At 41.4% G+C, this 18,517-nt stretch carries 18 protein-coding genes; 13 read left to right on the top strand and 5 right to left on the bottom strand.

Annotated elements, in window-relative coordinates; all coding sequences use genetic code 11:
* Nucleotides 1-71 precede the first annotated feature (71 nt).
* The 10 genes from ACTQ9T_RS10515 to modB all read left to right on the top strand — a co-directional run bounded on the left by ACTQ9T_RS10515 (nucleotide 72) and on the right by modB (nucleotide 9,410).
* The gene (locus ACTQ9T_RS10515; protein WP_440465010.1) at nucleotides 72-1,376 is read left to right on the top strand and encodes a lytic murein transglycosylase; all 1,305 of its coding nucleotides are present in this window, start codon (nucleotides 72-74) and stop codon (nucleotides 1,374-1,376) included.
* A 672-nt stretch (nucleotides 1,377-2,048) separates the two neighbouring features.
* A complete protein-coding gene (locus ACTQ9T_RS10510; RefSeq protein ID WP_440465009.1) occupies nucleotides 2,049-3,344 on the top strand; it encodes a molybdopterin molybdotransferase MoeA in 1,296 nt (431 codons plus the stop codon).
* Nucleotides 3,345-3,466: 122 nt separating this feature from the next.
* Entirely contained in the window at nucleotides 3,467-4,579 is a 1,113-nt protein-coding gene (moaA, locus tag ACTQ9T_RS10505) for a GTP 3',8-cyclase MoaA (RefSeq protein WP_440465008.1), read from the top strand.
* A 57-nt stretch (nucleotides 4,580-4,636) separates the two neighbouring features.
* Nucleotides 4,637-5,167, top strand: a complete 531-nt coding sequence (gene moaB, locus ACTQ9T_RS10500; RefSeq protein WP_025650567.1) for a molybdenum cofactor biosynthesis protein B — start codon at nucleotides 4,637-4,639, stop codon at nucleotides 5,165-5,167.
* A 6-nt stretch (nucleotides 5,168-5,173) separates the two neighbouring features.
* Nucleotides 5,174-5,902 carry a molybdenum cofactor guanylyltransferase gene (mobA, locus tag ACTQ9T_RS10495; RefSeq protein WP_440465007.1) on the top strand — a complete coding sequence of 243 codons (729 nt, stop codon included), beginning with the start codon at nucleotides 5,174-5,176 and terminating at the stop codon, nucleotides 5,900-5,902.
* A gap of 75 nt (nucleotides 5,903-5,977) precedes the next feature.
* Nucleotides 5,978-6,484 (top strand): cyclic pyranopterin monophosphate synthase MoaC, encoded by a 507-nt coding sequence (gene moaC, locus ACTQ9T_RS10490; protein WP_025650565.1) that lies wholly within the window; start codon nucleotides 5,978-5,980, stop codon nucleotides 6,482-6,484.
* Between the two features lie 239 nt (nucleotides 6,485-6,723).
* Nucleotides 6,724-7,005 (top strand): MoaD/ThiS family protein, encoded by a 282-nt coding sequence (locus tag ACTQ9T_RS10485; protein WP_025650563.1) that lies wholly within the window; start codon nucleotides 6,724-6,726, stop codon nucleotides 7,003-7,005.
* A gap of 50 nt (nucleotides 7,006-7,055) precedes the next feature.
* Nucleotides 7,056-7,547: a molybdenum cofactor biosynthesis protein MoaE gene (locus tag ACTQ9T_RS10480; RefSeq protein WP_440465006.1), complete on the top strand. Its 492-nt coding sequence runs from the start codon at nucleotides 7,056-7,058 to the stop codon at nucleotides 7,545-7,547.
* Between the two features lie 18 nt (nucleotides 7,548-7,565).
* Complete coding sequence (modA, locus tag ACTQ9T_RS10475; protein ID WP_440465005.1) at nucleotides 7,566-8,408, top strand: molybdate ABC transporter substrate-binding protein; 843 nt, start codon at nucleotides 7,566-7,568, stop codon at nucleotides 8,406-8,408.
* A gap of 303 nt (nucleotides 8,409-8,711) precedes the next feature.
* Complete coding sequence (gene modB / locus ACTQ9T_RS10470; RefSeq protein WP_240216786.1) at nucleotides 8,712-9,410, top strand: molybdate ABC transporter permease subunit; 699 nt, start codon at nucleotides 8,712-8,714, stop codon at nucleotides 9,408-9,410.
* A gap of 74 nt (nucleotides 9,411-9,484) precedes the next feature.
* On the opposite strand, the gene ACTQ9T_RS10465 is transcribed toward modB, so the two are convergent.
* The 4 genes from ACTQ9T_RS10465 to ACTQ9T_RS10450 all read right to left on the bottom strand — a co-directional run bounded on the left by ACTQ9T_RS10465 (nucleotide 9,485) and on the right by ACTQ9T_RS10450 (nucleotide 13,226).
* The gene (locus ACTQ9T_RS10465; protein WP_440465004.1) at nucleotides 9,485-9,973 is read right to left on the bottom strand and encodes a hemerythrin domain-containing protein; all 489 of its coding nucleotides are present in this window, start codon (nucleotides 9,971-9,973) and stop codon (nucleotides 9,485-9,487) included.
* A 257-nt stretch (nucleotides 9,974-10,230) separates the two neighbouring features.
* Nucleotides 10,231-11,184: an acyltransferase gene (locus ACTQ9T_RS10460; RefSeq protein WP_189586591.1), complete on the bottom strand. Its 954-nt coding sequence runs from the start codon at nucleotides 11,182-11,184 to the stop codon at nucleotides 10,231-10,233.
* Between the two features lie 716 nt (nucleotides 11,185-11,900).
* On the bottom strand, nucleotides 11,901-12,179 hold the full coding sequence (locus tag ACTQ9T_RS10455; RefSeq protein WP_440465003.1) for a peptidylprolyl isomerase: 279 nt from the start codon (nucleotides 12,177-12,179) through the stop codon (nucleotides 11,901-11,903).
* 615 nt (nucleotides 12,180-12,794) lie between these two features.
* Nucleotides 12,795-13,226, bottom strand: a complete 432-nt coding sequence (locus ACTQ9T_RS10450) for an Lrp/AsnC family transcriptional regulator (RefSeq protein ID WP_149492220.1) — start codon at nucleotides 13,224-13,226, stop codon at nucleotides 12,795-12,797.
* Nucleotides 13,227-13,394: 168 nt separating this feature from the next.
* On the opposite strand from ACTQ9T_RS10450, the gene ACTQ9T_RS10445 reads away from it, so the two are divergent.
* The 3 genes from ACTQ9T_RS10445 to ACTQ9T_RS10435 all read left to right on the top strand — a co-directional run bounded on the left by ACTQ9T_RS10445 (nucleotide 13,395) and on the right by ACTQ9T_RS10435 (nucleotide 17,207).
* On the top strand, nucleotides 13,395-14,501 hold the full coding sequence (locus ACTQ9T_RS10445; protein WP_440465002.1) for an ornithine cyclodeaminase: 1,107 nt from the start codon (nucleotides 13,395-13,397) through the stop codon (nucleotides 14,499-14,501).
* 247 nt (nucleotides 14,502-14,748) lie between these two features.
* Nucleotides 14,749-15,708: an arginase gene (locus ACTQ9T_RS10440; RefSeq protein WP_194620237.1), complete on the top strand. Its 960-nt coding sequence runs from the start codon at nucleotides 14,749-14,751 to the stop codon at nucleotides 15,706-15,708.
* Nucleotides 15,709-15,803: 95 nt separating this feature from the next.
* Nucleotides 15,804-17,207 carry a YjiH family protein gene (locus tag ACTQ9T_RS10435; RefSeq protein WP_440465001.1) on the top strand — a complete coding sequence of 468 codons (1,404 nt, stop codon included), beginning with the start codon at nucleotides 15,804-15,806 and terminating at the stop codon, nucleotides 17,205-17,207.
* 364 nt (nucleotides 17,208-17,571) lie between these two features.
* Here ACTQ9T_RS10435 and ACTQ9T_RS10430 read toward each other — a convergent pair whose 3' ends face one another.
* A complete protein-coding gene (locus ACTQ9T_RS10430; RefSeq protein ID WP_440465000.1) occupies nucleotides 17,572-18,489 on the bottom strand; it encodes a DMT family transporter in 918 nt (305 codons plus the stop codon).
* Between the last annotated feature and the right edge of the window lie 28 nt (nucleotides 18,490-18,517).

Here is an 18,517-nt window from a genome sequence, read left to right as displayed (position 1 = left end):
TTAAATTTGATGAACTGCTGCTAATTGTTGCCGCTAATCGCTAAGTCACTTATTCATAATTGAGAGTTTTTATGATGTTAAAAAAACAGTATATTGCCCTTTTTCCTGCCTTAGTGATGGTAGGTTGTACCAGTCAACAGGCGATGCAGAAGCCTAGCAAGCCTGTGCGTCAAGGTAATGTACAGATTACCCAGACCCAAACCATTCAAGTAAAGCCAACACCAGCACCGGTTATCAAGCCGCAGCCAGTGGCAAAACCAAGCTACAACAGCTTTTCTGATTGGAAGTCTGACTTCTCCATGCGTGCGCTGTCATCAGGCTACGATGCCTCAACGGTTCGACGTCTGATGGATTCTGCTTACTTAAATCAGCAGGTCATCTCGCTTGACTCAGGACAGCCAGAGTTTTCAAAGATGCCGTGGGAATATGTTGATTCTGCGGTATCAGATGGGCGTGTGAGTACGGGTAAGCGCAAGTTTTCTGAGCAACGGGCATTTTTGTCACAACTAGAATCGCAGTATGGGGTAAGTGCCGAAACCGTCGCTGCGATTTGGGGCATGGAGTCGTCATATGGTGTGGTGACTGGCAATAGCGATTTGCCAAGCGCGCTCTCTAGCCTTGCTTATGATGGTCGTCGCCAAGAGTTCGCCGAAACGCAGTTGCTGTCATTAGCGACGCTATTGCAGCGCGGTGACGTGTCTTGGTCGCAGTTAGAAGGCTCTTGGGCTGGCGGTATGGGACAGACGCAGTTCATCCCAGGTACTTGGTTAGAGCATGGTGTCGATGGCGATAATAATGGTCATCGTAACCCATGGTCAACGGGCGATGCCTTGGCCTCTACCGCCAATTATCTCAGCAATTCAGGCTGGGTTCGTGGTCTGGCGCCTTTTTATGAGGTAACGGTTCCGGCTTCATTTGATTACTCAGTTGTCGGTAGCAAGCAACCTGCGGCCAGATGGGCAGCGCTTGGCGTTGATACCATAGATGATATTTATCTCGATGCCAATACGCAAATGGAGCTATGGCTACCAGCGGGTAAAGATGGCCCAGTGCTACTGTTAAGCCCAAACTTTGATGTGATCAAAGTCTATAACAACTCATCGAGCTATGCGCTGGGTGTGAGCTTGCTCGGTAAAGCACTGGCTGGGCAAAGTGGTCTACGAAAATCATGGCCGCGCTATGAAAACCCGTTATCGACTTCTCAAGTGACTAGATTGCAGCAGCGCTTAACTGGTGCAGGTTATGACACCAAAGGCACAGATGGTATTATCGGTACCAATACCCGCAAAGCATTCCAGCGCTGGCAAGCCGATAATGCTCAAACGCCAGACGGTTTTATCAGTCAGCGTAGTGCTTCTTCATTGACATCATGGTGAAGTTGGTTGCTGGCGTTATTATGCAATAATCAACGCCATCGTTTTTGACGACTGTGTTCATGGTTATAAATAAGTATGAACACAAAAAAGCACCTCAATCTAGGTGTTTTTTTATGCCCTATCTAAAGGCATTGATTTACCAGTAGCAGCTTACTTAAAAGGCACTGAGTTAAATGGTACTGAGTTAAAAGGCTCGCATTGAAAATTAAGCAGTTAAAATTAAGTACTCACTATTCGGGCATGTCATCATTTTAAAAATGGCGATAAAAACGAGATAAAATGAGATAAACGGTAGCCAAACAAGAAAAATAGCGTAGATAATATCGAGATATTGACCAGCTATTTGATACAGTTTGGTAGTATTTAGCCTGTTTAGTCTCTTCCGTTCAGATTGAGGACATGCCCTAATGTCGATTATCTGTTAGTGTTTAACGAGCAGGGTGCTATATAAACCTATTTGTATGATGCTATCAAAAACTTAAGTACGCATACATTGACGTTATATAAAATCGACTACAACAACAAGTATAAAGGATGCAATTGTAGAAGGGATGCCATTAATGCTGATAGCAAAAAATACAGACTGCAGATGATAAACTGTCAGCAATGCCTCACTATAATGAATAATTATAATGTAATACTAATAATAACCGACAAACTGAGTGTGCTCTTATGATTACGATGGAAGCGTTACAGGCAGCGATAAAGCTGCGCGTAGATACTTATAATAATAATGACTTTCCATTGCCAACAAGGGTGCTCAACACCTGTGAGCTGCTAGCCAGTCGTAACCAAATACTGGCGCAAGATATCACCGCAACATTCGATATACCAAGACAGAATCTATCGGCGATGGATGGTTATGCCATTGCTCATGGCAGCGATATATCAGATACCAGCATCATTCAAATCATTGGCGAATCACAAGCGGGCAGTGCTTATACTGGTGACTTAACAGCAGGACAAGGTGTACGTATCTTTACTGGTGCTGTCGTTCCAAATAGCTGTGACACGGTCATTATGCAAGAGAATACTAACTTTGCCGCTATTAGAGACTCAATCGATAAATCAAAACCTTACACGGTGACGCTGTCGCAAACGGCTCAGATCGATAGCAATATTCGCAAACAAGGTGAAGAAATCGAATCGGGCGAGACCGTATTGAAGGTAGGTAAACGCCTAAATGCTGCTGATATTAGCTTACTGGCTAATTTAGGAATTAGCCAAGTTAAGGTATTTCAGCCGTTGATCGTAGGCTTGTTAGCAACTGGTGATGAGCTGGTTGCTATTGGCAATGAGCTGACAAGCTTGGCGCAAATATATAATTCCAATACGCCCACACTCAAAACCATGCTGGCTGATCTGCCGATGACCATTCGTGATTACGGCATTATCCCTGATAATCTAGAGCAGACGACTGCCGCTGTCCACAAAGCGATGCAAGACTGCGATGTCCTGATATCCACGGCTGGCGTCTCGGTTGGTGATTATGATTTTTTGACCACCGTGATTGAACAGCTGGGTCAGATTAACCACTATAAAGTCGCGATGAAGCCGGGTAAGCCGTTTGTGTTTGGTGAATTAAATAAAGATACAGCTAAACCCGTGTTATATTTTGGTCTGCCGGGCAATCCATTATCGACGGTCGTTGGGGCACTACAGTTTGTGATACCAGCATTGTGGCAAATGTCAGGCGCTGATCTAGCAGAGCGACCTATGCAACTGAGTGTCAAAGCGACACTCACAAACGATATCAGAAAATCAGCCGGTCGTAAGGACTTTCAGCGCGGCGTTCTCACACAAAACGATGCTGGCAGTTATCAAGTTGAGTGCTTCTCAGGTCAGCAATCACATAGAATCAAACAGCTTAGCCGAGCGAATTGCTTTGTTGTTTTGGACAAAGACAGTGGTAATGTGGCATCAGGTGATAGCGTCATTGTGCAGCCGTTCCCTTGGCTACATGCGTAGTGACAGTTTTCTAAATCTCTATAAGATGAATACAAAAAAACTGAAAATAAATCATACAATGGTAGGCCAAACACGAATAATAAAGTAATGCTGCCCACAAGCACTACTGATGGTAGGAAAATATGAGTGATGACAACATTAAGATAGGCCATGCACAACTGTATTCGCCTAGTATGTCTACATTAACAGCCACTACGGCTTTTGATAATTATCAAGCCCCGTCTGTAGCAGCACCTACCGAGCAAGATATTGAGTACTCTCAACCGTTAACTGATGGTTTCGCTCGACGTCTCACTTATCTGCGTTTGTCTATTACTGACTTCTGTAATTTTCGCTGTGAATACTGTTTGCCGAACGGCTATCAAGGCAAACGCCCTGATGATGAGCTCAGCGTCCCTGAGATTGCCACACTGATACGCGGCTTTGCTCAAGTCGGCACCAAAAAAGTTAGAATCACTGGCGGTGAGCCATCGATTCGTCGCGATGTCGTCGAGATTATTGAAACCATCAAACAAACTGATGGCATTGAAACGGTGGCGATGACCAGTAATGGTTATAAGCTGGGTAAGCATTTAACCAGTTGGCAAGCAGCTGGGCTCGACCAGTTAAATATCAGCATGGACAGCTTTGATGCCGCTACTTTTCACAAGATGACAGGCTTTGATAGCTTGCCACAACTACTTGCTGACATGGATACGTTGCTGCAAACCACGGATATTAAGCTTAAAATTAATAGTGTGTTGATGGCAGAAACTGCCTTTGAAAATCTGATAGATGCCATTGATTATGTCAAAGATAGACAAGTGACTTATCGATTTATTGAATTCATGCAGACCAGCGACAATAGCGATCTGTTTTTTGCTCAGCATGCCCAGTCCGATATTATTACCGATTATTTATTAGAGCATGGCTGGCAGCCACATGAGCGCGGCAGTAGTGATGGTCCAGCGGTAGAGTACAGCCATCCTGATTATATGGGACGCATTGGTATGATTGCCCCTTACGCGGCGCATTTCTGTGATACCTGTAATCGCCTGCGGGTGAGCAGTCAAGGCAAAGTGCATCTGTGCTTATTCGATCAAGGCAACTATGATATTCGTCAGCATCTACAGACTAACGATGTGCAAGGTTTAGTCAATGATCTATATAGCTTTATGCCGATTAAACCTGAGCACCATCATTTGCATGATGCCAATAGCGGCATTATGCATAACCTGTCAATCATTGGCGGTTAAATTAATAAGCACGTTACGCTTTTTTAAACATTAACATCACCTTCTCGAGGAAACTCTATGAGCAAACCCGCTACAGCATTTACACCGCTTAATATTACCGTATTAACCGTCTCTGACAGTCGAACACTTGCAGAAGATACCTCAGGACAATACTTGGTAGACAGCTTAACCGAAGCAGGGCATCATTTAGCAGACCGTCAATTGATCTCTGATGATATCTACCAGATAAGAGCGGTGATCAGTGGTTGGATTGCAGATCCAAAGGTTCATGCAGTGATTACGACGGGCGGTACGGGATTTTTTATCAGAGATAGCATGCCAGAAGCGGTAAAAGTACTGTTTGATAAGTCGATCGATGGCTTTGGTGAAATGTTTCGTCTCATCTCAAAAGATGAAATTGGCATGTCTACGGTACAATCACGAGCGGTTGCTGGCATGGCAAATGGCACCGGTATATTTTGCTTACCGGGCTCATCAGGCGCGTGTCGTACTGGCTGGGAAAATATCTTAAAAGAGCAGTTCGATAGCCGTACTCGTCCATGCAATTTTGTGCCGCACTTTTTGGCACAAAATCCTAGCCATGACTGATATTCAATGATGGTTGATACTGCACCACATCTAAATAGCTTGGCAGGCGTAGTCATCTTAGCGGGTGGTGCGTCCAAGCGTATGGGCACGCCCAAAGCGGAGCTCACTCTGTCGACAGGTGAGCGGCTATTAGACTATCATGTGCGTCATGCCCTTGAACTAAAACCAGCTGCGGAAAACGCAACTGGTTTCAATATACCGATCATGATTGCAGACCATGAGCGCGGTTTTACGGTTGATTTAGATTTAACTGTTAGTAATATACAATCTTCAATTATGCATATTACTGATTACACTCCTATGAAAGATGACAAACAGAGCGATAATGGCGGGGCTTTGGTTGCTATTGAATCAGCTCTGCAGACATTAGCTAAGCTCACTGATACAACGCCAAACCAAAAATCCGGCTCCTCATGGTTACTCGTTATTAGCTGCGATAGCTTAATACCGGCAACTGATTTGTGGCAAAAATTACAACCAGTGATTAGTCAAGCGGCCGATAAAAAAGTGGTTTGTCTAACCGATGATAGCCATCTATATCCATTATTGGGGCTGTATCAATTAAGTGTTGAGCCTGATCTGAAGGCTTATGTTGATAGCGGTCAACGCCGCGTCATGTCATTTATCAAGCCTCTTACGCAAGCGGTGCCTTTGACAGAAAATTGGCAGCATCTGACCAACTTTAATACCCCTGAAGATTTTCAACGTGCCTGCGCAGTGTTAAGCGATTTATAAAATTTTATCAAGAGACTTTATCAAGAGACTTTATCAAGAGACCTTATCAAGAGACCTTATCAAGAGACATTAGCAATGAATAGCAATAATCAGGAAAGCAGACAATCTAGCTTATCGCATCTAGACGGCAACGGCGATATTACCATGGTTGATGTCAGTGGCAAGACGGCAACGACGCGAGAAGCCAATGCAGTCGGACAAGTGCGTTTCCCAAGCGAGATTTATGCGCAAATCAAAGCTGCTGATGGTATGACCAAAAAGGGTAGCATTACTCAGACGGCGCATATCGCCGGTATTATGGCCGCCAAGCGCACCCACGATTTGATTCCACTGTGTCATCCATTGCCGCTAGACAAGATTGGTCTAGCCTTTGCTTATGATGACGACCTAAATGCCATTATCGTCAGCGGCACTGTCAAAGTCACGCATAAAACTGGGGTCGAGATGGAAGCCTTAACCGCCGTTAGCATTGCTTGTTTGACCATCTACGATATGACCAAAGCGCTATCGCATGATATCGTTATTGATAATATTCATTTGGTGACAAAAACAGGTGGAAAATCAGACTATCGTCATGCTTAAAATCACACTTAGAATAATGAAGTTTTTTATAACGATGAGCATTACCAGATAAGCAGTAATATATAGTCAAAATATCCTAAAATCGCTACGGTACTGCTGATATCAATTTTTTGAAGCCTCTGTCTGCGCAGGCATAGCAAGCAAAAAAAATAGATATCAGCAGTGCGTGATGTGTCGATATTACTTTTAACTGACTATAGTTATAAAGCTCGATAGTTTGCACAGAATGGAAGGTTTTTATGAGTAATATTGACGTAGCACCAAACACTGAAGCAACGATGACTATCAACGTCTTGTATTTCGCCAGCTTAGCGGACGAAGCCAATTGCCAAGAAGAAGCGGTCAGCGTTGAGCAGTCGACCTCATTGACTGAGCTATACGAACAACTCAGTCAAAAGCATCGCTTTAGTCGCCCGCAGGCAGAGCTACGCGTGGCGGTAAATGATTACTTTGCTAAATGGACAGACCAGATCTATGATGGTGATAGTGTGGTATTTATCACCCCAGTTGCGGGTGGTTAAATTTTAGTAGATCGCTTCCTAATTAAAAAGACAGCAAATAGAGACATCAAATGACAGATAACGTCCACAGCCACTCAATGAGTATCAAGCGTAGTATCGATGAAGCCTACCTAATCGCTGAGCGTGATGGCTTTGCGTTATTGGATGTGGTGATTGATGAAAACCGACTCAAAAACACCCTCGATGATGATAGCTGCGGTGCTTTTGTTTGCTTTGAAGGCAGAGTGCGTAATCATAATAATGCCACTAGTGTTGAACGCTTGACCTATTATGGTTATGAAGACTTAGCGCTGAATCAAGGTCGCGCAATTATCGAAGAAGCTAAAAAGCGTTTTGAAATCACTCATGCCATTGCCATTCATCGTATCGGTGCTTTAGAGATAGGCGATGTCGCTGTGTGGGTTGGTGTGGTTTCTGCCCATCGTTATCCCGCTTTTGATGCTTGCCGCTGGATACTCGATACAATTAAGGCAGATATTCCGGTTTGGAAGCAAGAATACTACGACAATGATGTTTCCAAGTGGCTTAGTAACAATGGTTAAGAACGAGGATGGTTAGTAATGGCTAAGTTGATGGCGGTGACACCTATCTCTGCGTTTTTACTAGTAGCGTTAAGCGCTTGCACAGCAGAAAATACGGTTGACACGGATTCTGCTAGCCAGACACCTGAGCAAACCCAAACCCTACGTATTGCTGCTGCTGCCAATTTATCGGATGTGTTGCCTCAAATTGTTGATGGTTATAAAGCAGATAAAAACTTAACGGCGCAGGATATCGACGTCACTTATGCCTCGTCAGGCAAGTTATACGCGCAAATAAAAGCAGGCGCACCTTACGATATATTCTTATCTGCCAATCAAGAATTCCCTGCCAAACTGGCGGCTGAAAGAGTCGTTAATAACGCTAAAAATAATGAGAGCTATACAGCGTTTACTTATACGCAAGGCCAGTTGGCACTATATAGCGTCACTAAGTCGTTGGATAAATCGAGTCCAGCAATGCTGAGTGATTTACTCATAAAAGACGCTAATGGCAAGATAGCCATCGCTAATCCTGAGCTTGCCCCTTATGGCGCATCGGCACAAGCCTATTTACAGTCGCAAAATTTATATAACACTTTAAATAAGCAAAAACGCCTGATACAAGCAGAAAATATCGGCCAAGCATTTCAATACGCACATACGGGCAGTGTGGACTATGGCTTTGTTGCACAGTCACAAATCATCGCTATCAAAGCCAAACCTGAACAATTTATCACGTTAGCACCAGCCTCTTATCCAGCGATTTTGCAAGATGGTATCGTCATTAGTGACGCGCCCATCGCCGCAGATTTTACAGATTATTTACGTTCAAAAGCAGGACAACACTATTTCTCGCAAGCGGGCTATTTAATGGTTAAATAACCAAGCATTATCCTTATACCAAACCCAAAAATACAATTAGCTGTGTCAAAATCGCTTAGCCTACAATGCGTAGTACTTGTACTCTTTTTCCTTGCTACTCTAATTTTTGTAAATGATATAGTCAGTGGAAAGTAATATCGATACATGACGCACTGCTGATATCAATTTTGCTTGCTGTGCCTGCGCAGACAGAGGCTACAAAAAACTGATATCAGCAATAGCGTCGCGTTTTTAGTGTATTTTGACTATATTACTTGTTACGATCAGTAACGGCTAGCAACGACCAAGAAGAGCAATGACGTTATGATAGCCCAATCTCTTATGGCAGACATGCTCAGTCCATTGTGGGTGAGCATTAAGCTCGCTAGTGTGACGACCTTGTGCTTATTACTGTTTGCAACGCCTGTCGCTTATTGGCTTGCCAAACCGAGCCGTGGCCGAGTACTTAGCCGTTTTAAAGTCTTATTAATGGGCGTTATCGCGTTGCCGTTGGTATTACCGCCTACCGTGATTGGCTTTTATTTATTACTGCTATTAAGCCCCAACGTCGGTATCGGTAGATGGCTCGCTGAGCATGATATCAGCCCATTCATCTTTACCTTTGAAGGGCTTGTCATCGGCTCTATTATTTACTCGTTGCCCTTTTATATTCAGCCTGTCTACGCTCAGTTTTTACGCATTCCAGCCAGCGTCATCGAAGTGGCGCATTTATTGGAGCCAAGTCGTCTGAGGCGCTTTATGAAAGTGGCATTGCCACAAGCGCGCGTTGGTATCATTCTTGGCAGCTTAATTAGTTTTGCCCATACTATTGGCGAGTTTGGAGTGGTACTGATGATAGGTGGGAGTATCTCAGGTGAGACCAAGGTCGTCTCGATTGCTATCTATGAGCAAGTGGAGGCACTGAATTATGAAGCCGCACATATGATGTCCGGCATTCTTATTATCATTGGTATCATCATGGTCGCCTTGATTGCCACTGTCAATAAGCTAAATCAACGCTGATGCTGGACCAATGATGATGCTCAATTAACACCGATAGAAGCGACGCAAACAGCATTTTTAACATACTCTAATTTCTAGCGGTTCTCATCTGAGCACTTAATACTGTCTGGGCTTGCTTGATAAACAGCATCCAGCTCATCCTCTGTTAGATACTTTTCCACAATGGGATACAGTTCGCGCTCTTCAAAACGAATATGGTCGTATAATAACGTGCCAAGCTCTCTGACTTGTTTTACCGTTATAGAATTACTGACCGTTTTTTGACCCGCATCTATCAGGGTCTGCAAGCGTTTATGCTGACCAGCAAGCGCCGCTAATACCGATGCTACTTCAGGTTGAGATGCGCGATAAGGCTCTAACGCATTAGCAATTAAGTTGTCTTCAATCTGAAAATGATCTTCAGTCTGAAAATGATAATGCATATCGTCGATATAAGCGGTGAGATTATGCCAGTGCTTGGCAATCTCTATAGCCGTGTCAGTGCATTCTTTCGCATGACGAGACAAGTTAAGACCAAGGTGATGCTGGCGAGATAATGGCTGTAATTGATTGGCACGTTTCATATTTAAATACCTTGATGAGTCAGGGCGTGTCCTCAATCTGAACGAAAGTGACTAAGTGGGTTAAAAACGGCTAAATCTTGCCAAACTGCTAGTTAATATCCTGATATTCTCTGTGCTGTCTCTTTCTTGTATTGACCTGATTATAGTCATGCTCTAACCACCAAGCATGCTTTTTGACACCCCACTCAATTTTTTAATGTGGGGGTCAAAGTATCAAAATATATAAGCCTTATTTATTACCTTTTCTATTGATTGGTTTATACGTCAGGACGGTTATCAAATTCAGCCAGCATAGCGCTAATACGCTGATCTTTTTGATGCCACATTTCCTCTATCCAAGCAAACATTTGCGCCTTGATGGCCTCATCATTCTCATAACCACCGTTTTTGACCGCATCAAATAGTGCATCAGGTATCTCGACATGTCGCACGTCGACACCCAAACGCTTAATGTTGCCCTTCCACAGATCACTATACGTCGGCACCCCGTCAGGATAAACGATGGTCATATCCAAGATGCCATCCATCTCTTTACCCAATGCATTGATCGCCAATGAAAGACCACCTGCGCGAGGCTTGAGCAGATGCTTATAAGGTGACTGCTGTTTGTCATGCTTGTCTTGGGTAAAGCGCGTCCCTTCTAAATAGTTCAATAGGGTAAAGGGTTTGTCTTTGAGGAGGGCACACGCGCGTTTTGCTTCCTCAATATCCTTACCTTGTAAGGCTGGGTTTTTAGCAATCGCTTCTTTAGAGTGCCGACGCATCATAGGAAAGTCTAAAAAGTAAAAAGCTTGACCAATAACAGGAATATATATCAGCTCAAACTTGGTGAAAAAGCGCGTCAACGGTAAGCGATTTTCACTAATATATTGCACGATACTGGTATCTACCCATGATTGATGATTACTCATCAGTAGGTACTTGCCTTGCATATTGACGTCATCAGGTAGGCTGATACGCCAGTCTTTCTCCGGCAAGATATTATCGATTAAAGCGTTATTACTGTTTATCCAATAATTGGTCACCTTGATCATCGTGTCATCAGCGATCGCCGCACCGGTCACGACTTTGGTGGCACCCATCAGCCATACGGGTAGCGCAACGATTAAGCTATTACCAGCAAGCACACCTGTTGCTGTTGCAAGCGAGGCGACTTTGCCCAGTTTAGGGTTGCGTTTGTGCATTTTTTGCATGAATGATGACAGTCGCATGTTAAATCCTTTTATTCTACTAACTGATAATGACTCCAGTTCACTGAACGCTCGTTAACCATAGTCGGTTTAATATAGTTTGGATACAAGGAAGGCAAGGGAAAGTACTACAAATAGTAGACTAAGCGAGCCTGACACCGTATCTGATTTATAGAGGACTGACCATATTTGGTTTTTATGAGCGTATAAACTGGAATTGAGAAGATTCGACCTATCATTATCCACTTGTTGGCGGTGTTTTCTAGCGTTTTTGAGTAATTTCTAACGCCATTGACTCAGTAAATAAAATCGGAACACCATTTGTGTATCAAAATAAGATATAAATTTCTATTGCCCTGCCATTTAACGCCGTTCAGAATATAAAAGTGCCATAAGGTGCTGCTAATTTTCGCTTATCTATGCCCTTATCCACGCGCTGAGCTGATAGAAAAAGTATTGTGCTTGTTCTGAGCTATTGTGTCATTAAAGTTTAGGGCGTGTTTGAACATTCGACCATGGCACTGACCGTGTCTATCTGTGAATATTCAACAGACCCTAATATTAAATTCGTAATTGGGCACTGCCATTTAGCAGTGTTTCCGACCTCTATTCTGTCCATAATATTATTAGCTATGACACTGACATTAGATTGTAAGTTGTTTTAGATCATATATGAGTCAGGACAATGTTTAAGGCATCTTTCAGTCAGCTACCACCAAAAGCTCCGGCGCTAGTGCTTACGTCCTGTAAAGCACTTTAACCACGTGCCAGCCAAATTTGGTTTTCACTAAATGTGGGGTGAAGAGTTCGCCGCTAAAGCAGACTTTGTCAAATGGCGGTACCATGTCGCCTTTTTCAAACTCACCTAAGCTGCCGCCTTTTTTACCTGATGGGCAGGTTGAGTATTTTTTAGCCAGTACATCAAACTTGGCGCCTTTTTTGAGCTTGGCAATAATGTCTTCAGCCTGCTCTTTGTGTTTTACTAAAATATGCAATGCGCTAGCTGTACGAGCCATAATGTAAACCTTTCATAAAATATCGATAATTGGGACATTATATCACTACTTACCTTGGTTGCTAACTGCACTTGTATGCCCTGCATCATCAAAAATCATTGCCTACACAGGCGTGACTATATGGATGAGAATCGGTGCCTCTTGAATATCGCTGTCAGTACATCACTGTATTGTTTTTATTGCTTATTCTCTGCGTATAATTGATAAAAATATGAAGCGTATTACCTGTGTTCATGCGCATTCAAATTAAATTCACTGAAAATGAAGGTCATACACTTGCAACTGTACCTTTAAAAAATTGTACCTTTAAAAAAAGATACGAGTCTTTATTGGGTTGCCAGTACTGAAGCCTATTTTAAATAGTCAGCGGTGAATCGCCCCGATCATTAAAGCGTAGGAGTTTTAGAGGTCTATACTTTAATGATTACCTAATAACCTAGTCAAAAAACCATCAAGCCAGCTCATTGAGTACATTCAGATGTACACTAATTCAATATAAAAGCCTGTACCCATTGGGATTACGTGGGCTACAGCCAGACATTCAATTCCTCATTAGGGAATTACATCCTTAGAGCGTGACTGACACCGTATCCAGTTTATAGAGGATTGACTATATTACAAACTCGAAAGCAGAACACTGGTTTCACTATTCAGAATGCCGTCAATTTCTCTTACTTGACGCAGTACTTCATCAAACTCTCTCAAGCTTGTCGTGTGTATCTCTCCTACCAAGTCCCATGCCCCATTGGTCGTATGCAGCTTAATCAATTGCGGGATACCCCGCAGTTTCCTAATCACTTGTGATGTAGATTTTCCTGTCACTTCAATCATCATCATCGCTTTGACAGTTTCTTTATCTAGTGCCTCATGTACTCGAATCGTAAATCCTAAAATAGCGCCGTTATGCATCAGTCTATCCAATCTGTTTTGGATAGTGGCACGAGAGACTTTGAGTTTTTTAGCAAGGTTTGAGATGGTTGCTCGACCATCTTGTCGAAGTTCAGATATCAGTTCGCTATCTAAAGAATCATAAGTGTAATACGCCATAAAAACGCTTCCTTCATTGAATTTTGACATTATGCTAAGTAATACCTAACAATATGTCAAAAATAGGCCCATATTTAATAACTTATTGACATTTTAACTGACAATTATAGTTGGTAGGATATTAATTGTCGGTTCAACAAACAATATTCATGAAAAGGAACAGCATTAATGTCTAAATTTATCGTATCACCCAAGGAAGGCGTGCCATTCGTTAGTGTACAAGCGATGGCTAAAATGATTCATGATTATGGTGTTGAGCAATGTATTACAGATCTAGTGGATGCTTTAGAAAAAGATTATCTTCGTTGGGATCAATTTGAAAAATCTTCTCGCTTTGCTTCGCATTCCAAAGACGGCGTCATCGAGTTGATGCCAGTAAGCGATGGAGAGATGTTTGCTTGCAAATATGTCAATGGTCATCCAATCAATACCAAACGAAACTTGCAGACCGTAGCAGCGATGGGTATCTTGTCTGACGTCGAAAATGGCTATCCTATTTTGCTGACAGAAATGTGTATCCTGACGGCATTACGTACGGCTGCCACATCAGCTATGTTGGCCAAACATTGTGCCCCAAAAGGCGTTACAAAACTGGCGTTAATAGGAAACGGCGCTCAGTCTGAATTTCAAGCATTGGGTATGAAAGCCATAATGGGTATCTCAGAAGTTCGTTTGTATGATGTTGATCCAGCGGCCTCGCAAAAAACGGCTGATAACCTTTCAGACTCAGGTTTGAAAGTGATTATTTGTCGCACGTTAGAGGAAGCTGTTTTGGGTGCAGAGATCATTACTACCTGTACGGCTGACAAAACCAATGCCACTATCTTACGAGACGATATAATCACAAAAGGTGTTTATATCAATGCGATAGGCGGTGATTGTCCTGGGAAGACAGAGCTGGATAGCAACATATTAATGCGAGCAGATCATGTGATTGTGGAGTTTGAGCCTCAGACACGCATTGAGGGAGAGATCCAAAATCTATCAAGCGATTTCCCTGTTACTGAATTTCATCGCATCCTCAAAGGTGAAGTGCAAGCTCGCACGTCAGCTGATGATCTAGTCGTGTTTGATGGTGTTGGTTTCGCATCCGAAGATTTTACGGCGCTGGTATTTTTACGCGACTTGATCAGAAAGCAGGGAGGGTATGAGATTTTAGATATGATACCTCAGCAAGCTGACCCTAAAAATCTATATTCGGTAGTGAAAGAGCATAGCAAAGATCATAGCTTAGTGACGAATGAAGCTGAATCGGTGGCTGCGGCTATGTCGTAAGTGATTAATACAATCGCTATTGATACAACAGTAATTAGTACAAAAAAATGATAAGCACTTCTCATTTTTTGTAGCATTTAAAACCTGCATCATTTTTAAAAGTTTATCTATATTTCGTAGGGCTCTTGGACAGTTATGGATATGTTTATTTTTTAAATCTATCTGCTAATTTTCAAGAGCTTTAATATATAAAAATGAATTTAATTTAAATGATGTGAAAATTATTTTATTTAATAGAGACAAAATCATGACTGATATGATGAAAAATATAAGAATAGTAGAAGTTTATTCAGATATTGCAGGATATAAAAAAGGCGCCTCTCTAGGCATTGATGCATTAAAAGCATCATCAAAAGAGCTTAATGCAGATTATTTTGAAAAATTGCAATTCGACAGTATTGAGGATGATAGTAATAGTGAAGGGGAATCACAATTTGCGCATGCAAAATATGCTGATGTGATTGAACCGATTATCTCTAAGTTAGCACATAAAATAAAAGATATAAGAAATGAGAATAAATTCCCCATTGTTTTAGCTGGAGATCATTCTAGCTGCGCAGGAACGATGCATGGCCTAAAAATGGCGCATCCTGATGCTGAAATTGGTGTGGTCTATATAGACGCACATGCTGACTTTCATTCACCCTATACCAGTGGATCAGGCAACATGCATGGTATGCCTTTGGCCATGGCGTGTGCCATTGACAATCTAGAATGTCAGCGCAATGAGCTTTCTGAAAAAGAAACAGAGTATTGGGAAAGATTGAAATTTATGGCATCAAGCGAACCCTCAATCAAGCCAGAAAATGTGGTCTTTTGTGCCGTCAGAGATTATCAAGAAGAAGAGATGGATTTAATTAGAAGACATAAGATCCCTTTATATAGCGTTGCTGAAATCACTCAAAAAGGTATCAGTTCTACAGTAGAGGAAATCTTTAAGAAACTAGAATACTGCGATCACATTTATGTCTCATTTGATGTTGATAGCGTTGACCCTTTGTATGTACCAGGAACCGGTACGCCTGCAATGAATGGCCTGTCATACGAACAAGCCATGCAACTTAACATAGAGTTAATCAAAAATAAGAAAGTATGCTGTTGGGAAATGGCAGAAATTAATCCTTTGTATAACAATTCAAAAGATGACTCAACCAGAATATTTAAAATTTTAGAAAAAGTGACACAGTCTCTTTTAAAGAATTACTAATATTAAATATTTAAAATAAGTTAAAGCATCTAGCCTAAATATATGTATTGCAAATATTTAGGTTAGTTAAAAAATGGACTGCGAGTAACAATAATATGGACATTATTAAAGCTAGTTCTTCAAGTCAAGATGTTAGCAGTATCAATATCAAACAATTTTTAAAATTCTTTATACCCTCTATAATAGGTTTGATGCTTTTCGTATTTCCAATTCCCTATGTAGATGGTAAGTTTGTATCATATGCAGAAGGATTTACCATTCCTATCTCTGTGTTAAAGGATTATATACAAGGTTACATGGGTGATATTTTACCATTGCTTGTTGTAATCTCAATTATGATTACACTGTGTTGTACGTTGTATACTAAAATCATGAAACCTTCATTGATTTTGAATAATGCATTTTTAAACAACTTACTGAATGTCACAACACCTTGGCTTATTATTAGAATGCTTGGTGCATTTTTTGTGGTCGTTACCTATTTCAAATTTGGGTTTGAGGCAATATATTCAGACAATATTGGCGGCTTAATATTATATGAGTTAATGCCAATACTTTTTATCGTCTTTTTCTTAGCTGGATTATTGCTACCGTTATTGCTCGATTTTGGCTTGTTAGAATTTTTTGGTGTTTTATTAAGTAAAGTGATGAGACCTTTATTTGGTTTGCCCGGTAGGTCCTCTGTAGATTGTCTAACATCATGGTTGGGTGATGGCACGATTGGCGTATTGCTAACTGATAAACAGTTGGAAGGCGGATTTTATACCAAAAAAGAAGCGGCCGTTATTGCTACCAGCTTTTCAGCAGTTTCGATTACATTCTGTTTGGTTGTCATCTCTCAGGTTAAGCTAGAAACTTACTTTCTCAATATGATTGGGGTCGTGGCTTTATGCGGGATCGTTTGTGCTTTAATAGTACCAAGATTACTGCCTTTATCTAGAATTGAAGATACGTATGTAGTAGAAAACAGTGATAGAGATCATGAAACCATCCCTGAAGGAAAAACATTATTTACCCATAGTTTACATAAAGCCGTTCACAAAGCAGAAAAAAGTCCAAGCTTTTATACTTTCTTAAAGGATGGGTTAAAAAATATTTTGGATATGTGGATCGGAATATTACCTGTCGTTATGGCAATCGGGACGATGGGCTTAATCGTTGCAGAAGAAACACCTGTATTTGATTATTTAGGTATGCCGTTTATCCCATTCTTAGAGTTATTGAATATACCTTTTGCAGCAGAAATGTCAAAAACGATCATGGTAGGTTTTGCCGATATGTTTTTACCTGCTATTATCGGTTCTTCAATAGAATCAGAGTTAACTCGATTTGTCATCGCTTGCTTATCAGTTTCTCAATTGATCTATATGTCGGAAGTAGGGGGATTGATTTTAGGAACAAAGATTCCAGTTAGTTTCTTACAGTTATTAGCGATTTTTCTATTAAGAACCATTATCTCATTACCGATTATTGCACTATGTGCTCATATGATTTTTTAATATGTCTCGTTCTAAAATAGATTGATGGTTTTCAATGAGCCAGATGCCTTACGCATCTGGCTTTTTTGTATTAAGCCGAGCATGAATAACTCTCATGTATAGTCAATCCTATATAAATCAGATACGGTGTCAGGCAGCTTAATTCTATTTATTAGGTGTCTTAAGTTTGGGAGGGTTACCTGGGCACTGTAGTACACATATTCGATGAAACTCCTCCCGTATACTTACTTTATACTAAGGCATGTTAGCAATTCGAATAATAGTAATCTAACTGGTATAGAGGTGGCTAAATTCTGCCAAACAGTGTTTGACGGTAGTTTATTTCTTTTTTATCTTCATCTTTAAAATGAGGACATGTCGTTATTTATTTCGCTCGATTAGACAAAATGACGCCAATTGTGCTTAACGCTATGCCGCATATCATTGCGATTGATAAGGCTTCATGAAGTACCAACGCTGCGAGTAATGCGGTTAATCCGGGAGAAAGCGAGCCAAGTAACAAAGAGCGAATCGAACCAAGTTTATTGACCGCATAAGAAAATCCAATGGTTGAAATGACACCAACACCAATGCCTTGTACTAAGATAAAAGGTAGGGCATCGTCAAAAGAAATCACCCCTAGATTTGTCTTCAAAATACCAGATAGTACCATCACCAATGTCACAAAGAATGACGTATAAGAAAGCACGATAGCAACAGCTATTGGACTCAATTTCGTATTTTTTAAGCCTAAAGTGTAACCCGCCCAAACCAGACTCGCTATCAGTAAAAAGGCTGCGCCATATAGAAGACTGTCAGGTATTGACCTTGCATTCCCGACAATCATAGTGGCTATGCCAAAGAGAATAAGAAGAAATGCCAAAAATTTACTCAGCGAGATCCGTTGACGATAAAAAATAAAGGACAAGAGTGCGGCAAAGAATACTGGTGTCCCTGTCAAAATAGTGCCAACGTAAGCTGCAGGAGCAGTGCTCGCGCCAAAAGTGGCTAGCAAGAGAAAAGGAACACCGCCAAGCATAATAAACGTGATGTCAGACCATCTAATATTTTTGATTTCCTTCAAACTGGACAATACCCATGGCGTCAATAAAAGTAGGGGCACGCTAAATCGAATTAACATGACATCAGCAATGCTTAACGACGACGCACCAACAGCCCGAACAGTCAATGCAAAGCCTGACCAGATAAATAACACAATAATCATAGCCACATAGCCTTTCATTAGCGGCGACATGATGAACAAGGGTTTTTTACGTGGTGAGGACTGAAATGCTGTATTCATATTGATTTCTTATGCTTATCTTTAAAAA

Source organism: Psychrobacter sp. ASPA161_6 (genome assembly GCF_051970285.1).
Taxonomy (GTDB): Bacteria; Pseudomonadota; Gammaproteobacteria; order Pseudomonadales; family Moraxellaceae; genus Psychrobacter; species Psychrobacter glaciei.
Note: the sequence above shows the minus strand (reverse complement) of the source record. Positions and strands in the feature narration are given on the sequence as shown.

What these genes read in the sequence shown, in the direction of transcription:
- ACTQ9T_RS10515 (WP_440465010.1), top strand. Translation starts at nt 72, where the DNA reads ATGATGTTAAAAAAACAGTATATTGCCCTTTTTCCTGCCTTAGTGATG.
- ACTQ9T_RS10510 (WP_440465009.1), top strand. Translation starts at nt 2,049, where the DNA reads ATGATTACGATGGAAGCGTTACAGGCAGCGATAAAGCTGCGCGTAGAT.
- moaA (WP_440465008.1), top strand. Translation starts at nt 3,467, where the DNA reads ATGAGTGATGACAACATTAAGATAGGCCATGCACAACTGTATTCGCCT.
- moaB (WP_025650567.1), top strand. Translation starts at nt 4,637, where the DNA reads ATGAGCAAACCCGCTACAGCATTTACACCGCTTAATATTACCGTATTA.
- mobA (WP_440465007.1), top strand. Translation starts at nt 5,174, where the DNA reads ATGATGGTTGATACTGCACCACATCTAAATAGCTTGGCAGGCGTAGTC.
- moaC (WP_025650565.1), top strand. Translation starts at nt 5,978, where the DNA reads ATGAATAGCAATAATCAGGAAAGCAGACAATCTAGCTTATCGCATCTA.
- ACTQ9T_RS10485 (WP_025650563.1), top strand. Translation starts at nt 6,724, where the DNA reads ATGAGTAATATTGACGTAGCACCAAACACTGAAGCAACGATGACTATC.
- ACTQ9T_RS10480 (WP_440465006.1), top strand. Translation starts at nt 7,056, where the DNA reads ATGACAGATAACGTCCACAGCCACTCAATGAGTATCAAGCGTAGTATC.
- modA (WP_440465005.1), top strand. Translation starts at nt 7,566, where the DNA reads ATGGCTAAGTTGATGGCGGTGACACCTATCTCTGCGTTTTTACTAGTA.
- modB (WP_240216786.1), top strand. Translation starts at nt 8,712, where the DNA reads ATGATAGCCCAATCTCTTATGGCAGACATGCTCAGTCCATTGTGGGTG.
- ACTQ9T_RS10465 (WP_440465004.1), bottom strand. Translation starts at nt 9,973, where the DNA reads ATGAAACGTGCCAATCAATTACAGCCATTATCTCGCCAGCATCACCTT.
- ACTQ9T_RS10460 (WP_189586591.1), bottom strand. Translation starts at nt 11,184, where the DNA reads ATGCGACTGTCATCATTCATGCAAAAAATGCACAAACGCAACCCTAAA.
- ACTQ9T_RS10455 (WP_440465003.1), bottom strand. Translation starts at nt 12,179, where the DNA reads ATGGCTCGTACAGCTAGCGCATTGCATATTTTAGTAAAACACAAAGAG.
- ACTQ9T_RS10450 (WP_149492220.1), bottom strand. Translation starts at nt 13,226, where the DNA reads ATGGCGTATTACACTTATGATTCTTTAGATAGCGAACTGATATCTGAA.
- ACTQ9T_RS10445 (WP_440465002.1), top strand. Translation starts at nt 13,395, where the DNA reads ATGTCTAAATTTATCGTATCACCCAAGGAAGGCGTGCCATTCGTTAGT.
- ACTQ9T_RS10440 (WP_194620237.1), top strand. Translation starts at nt 14,749, where the DNA reads ATGACTGATATGATGAAAAATATAAGAATAGTAGAAGTTTATTCAGAT.
- ACTQ9T_RS10435 (WP_440465001.1), top strand. Translation starts at nt 15,804, where the DNA reads ATGGACATTATTAAAGCTAGTTCTTCAAGTCAAGATGTTAGCAGTATC.
- ACTQ9T_RS10430 (WP_440465000.1), bottom strand. Translation starts at nt 18,489, where the DNA reads ATGAATACAGCATTTCAGTCCTCACCACGTAAAAAACCCTTGTTCATC.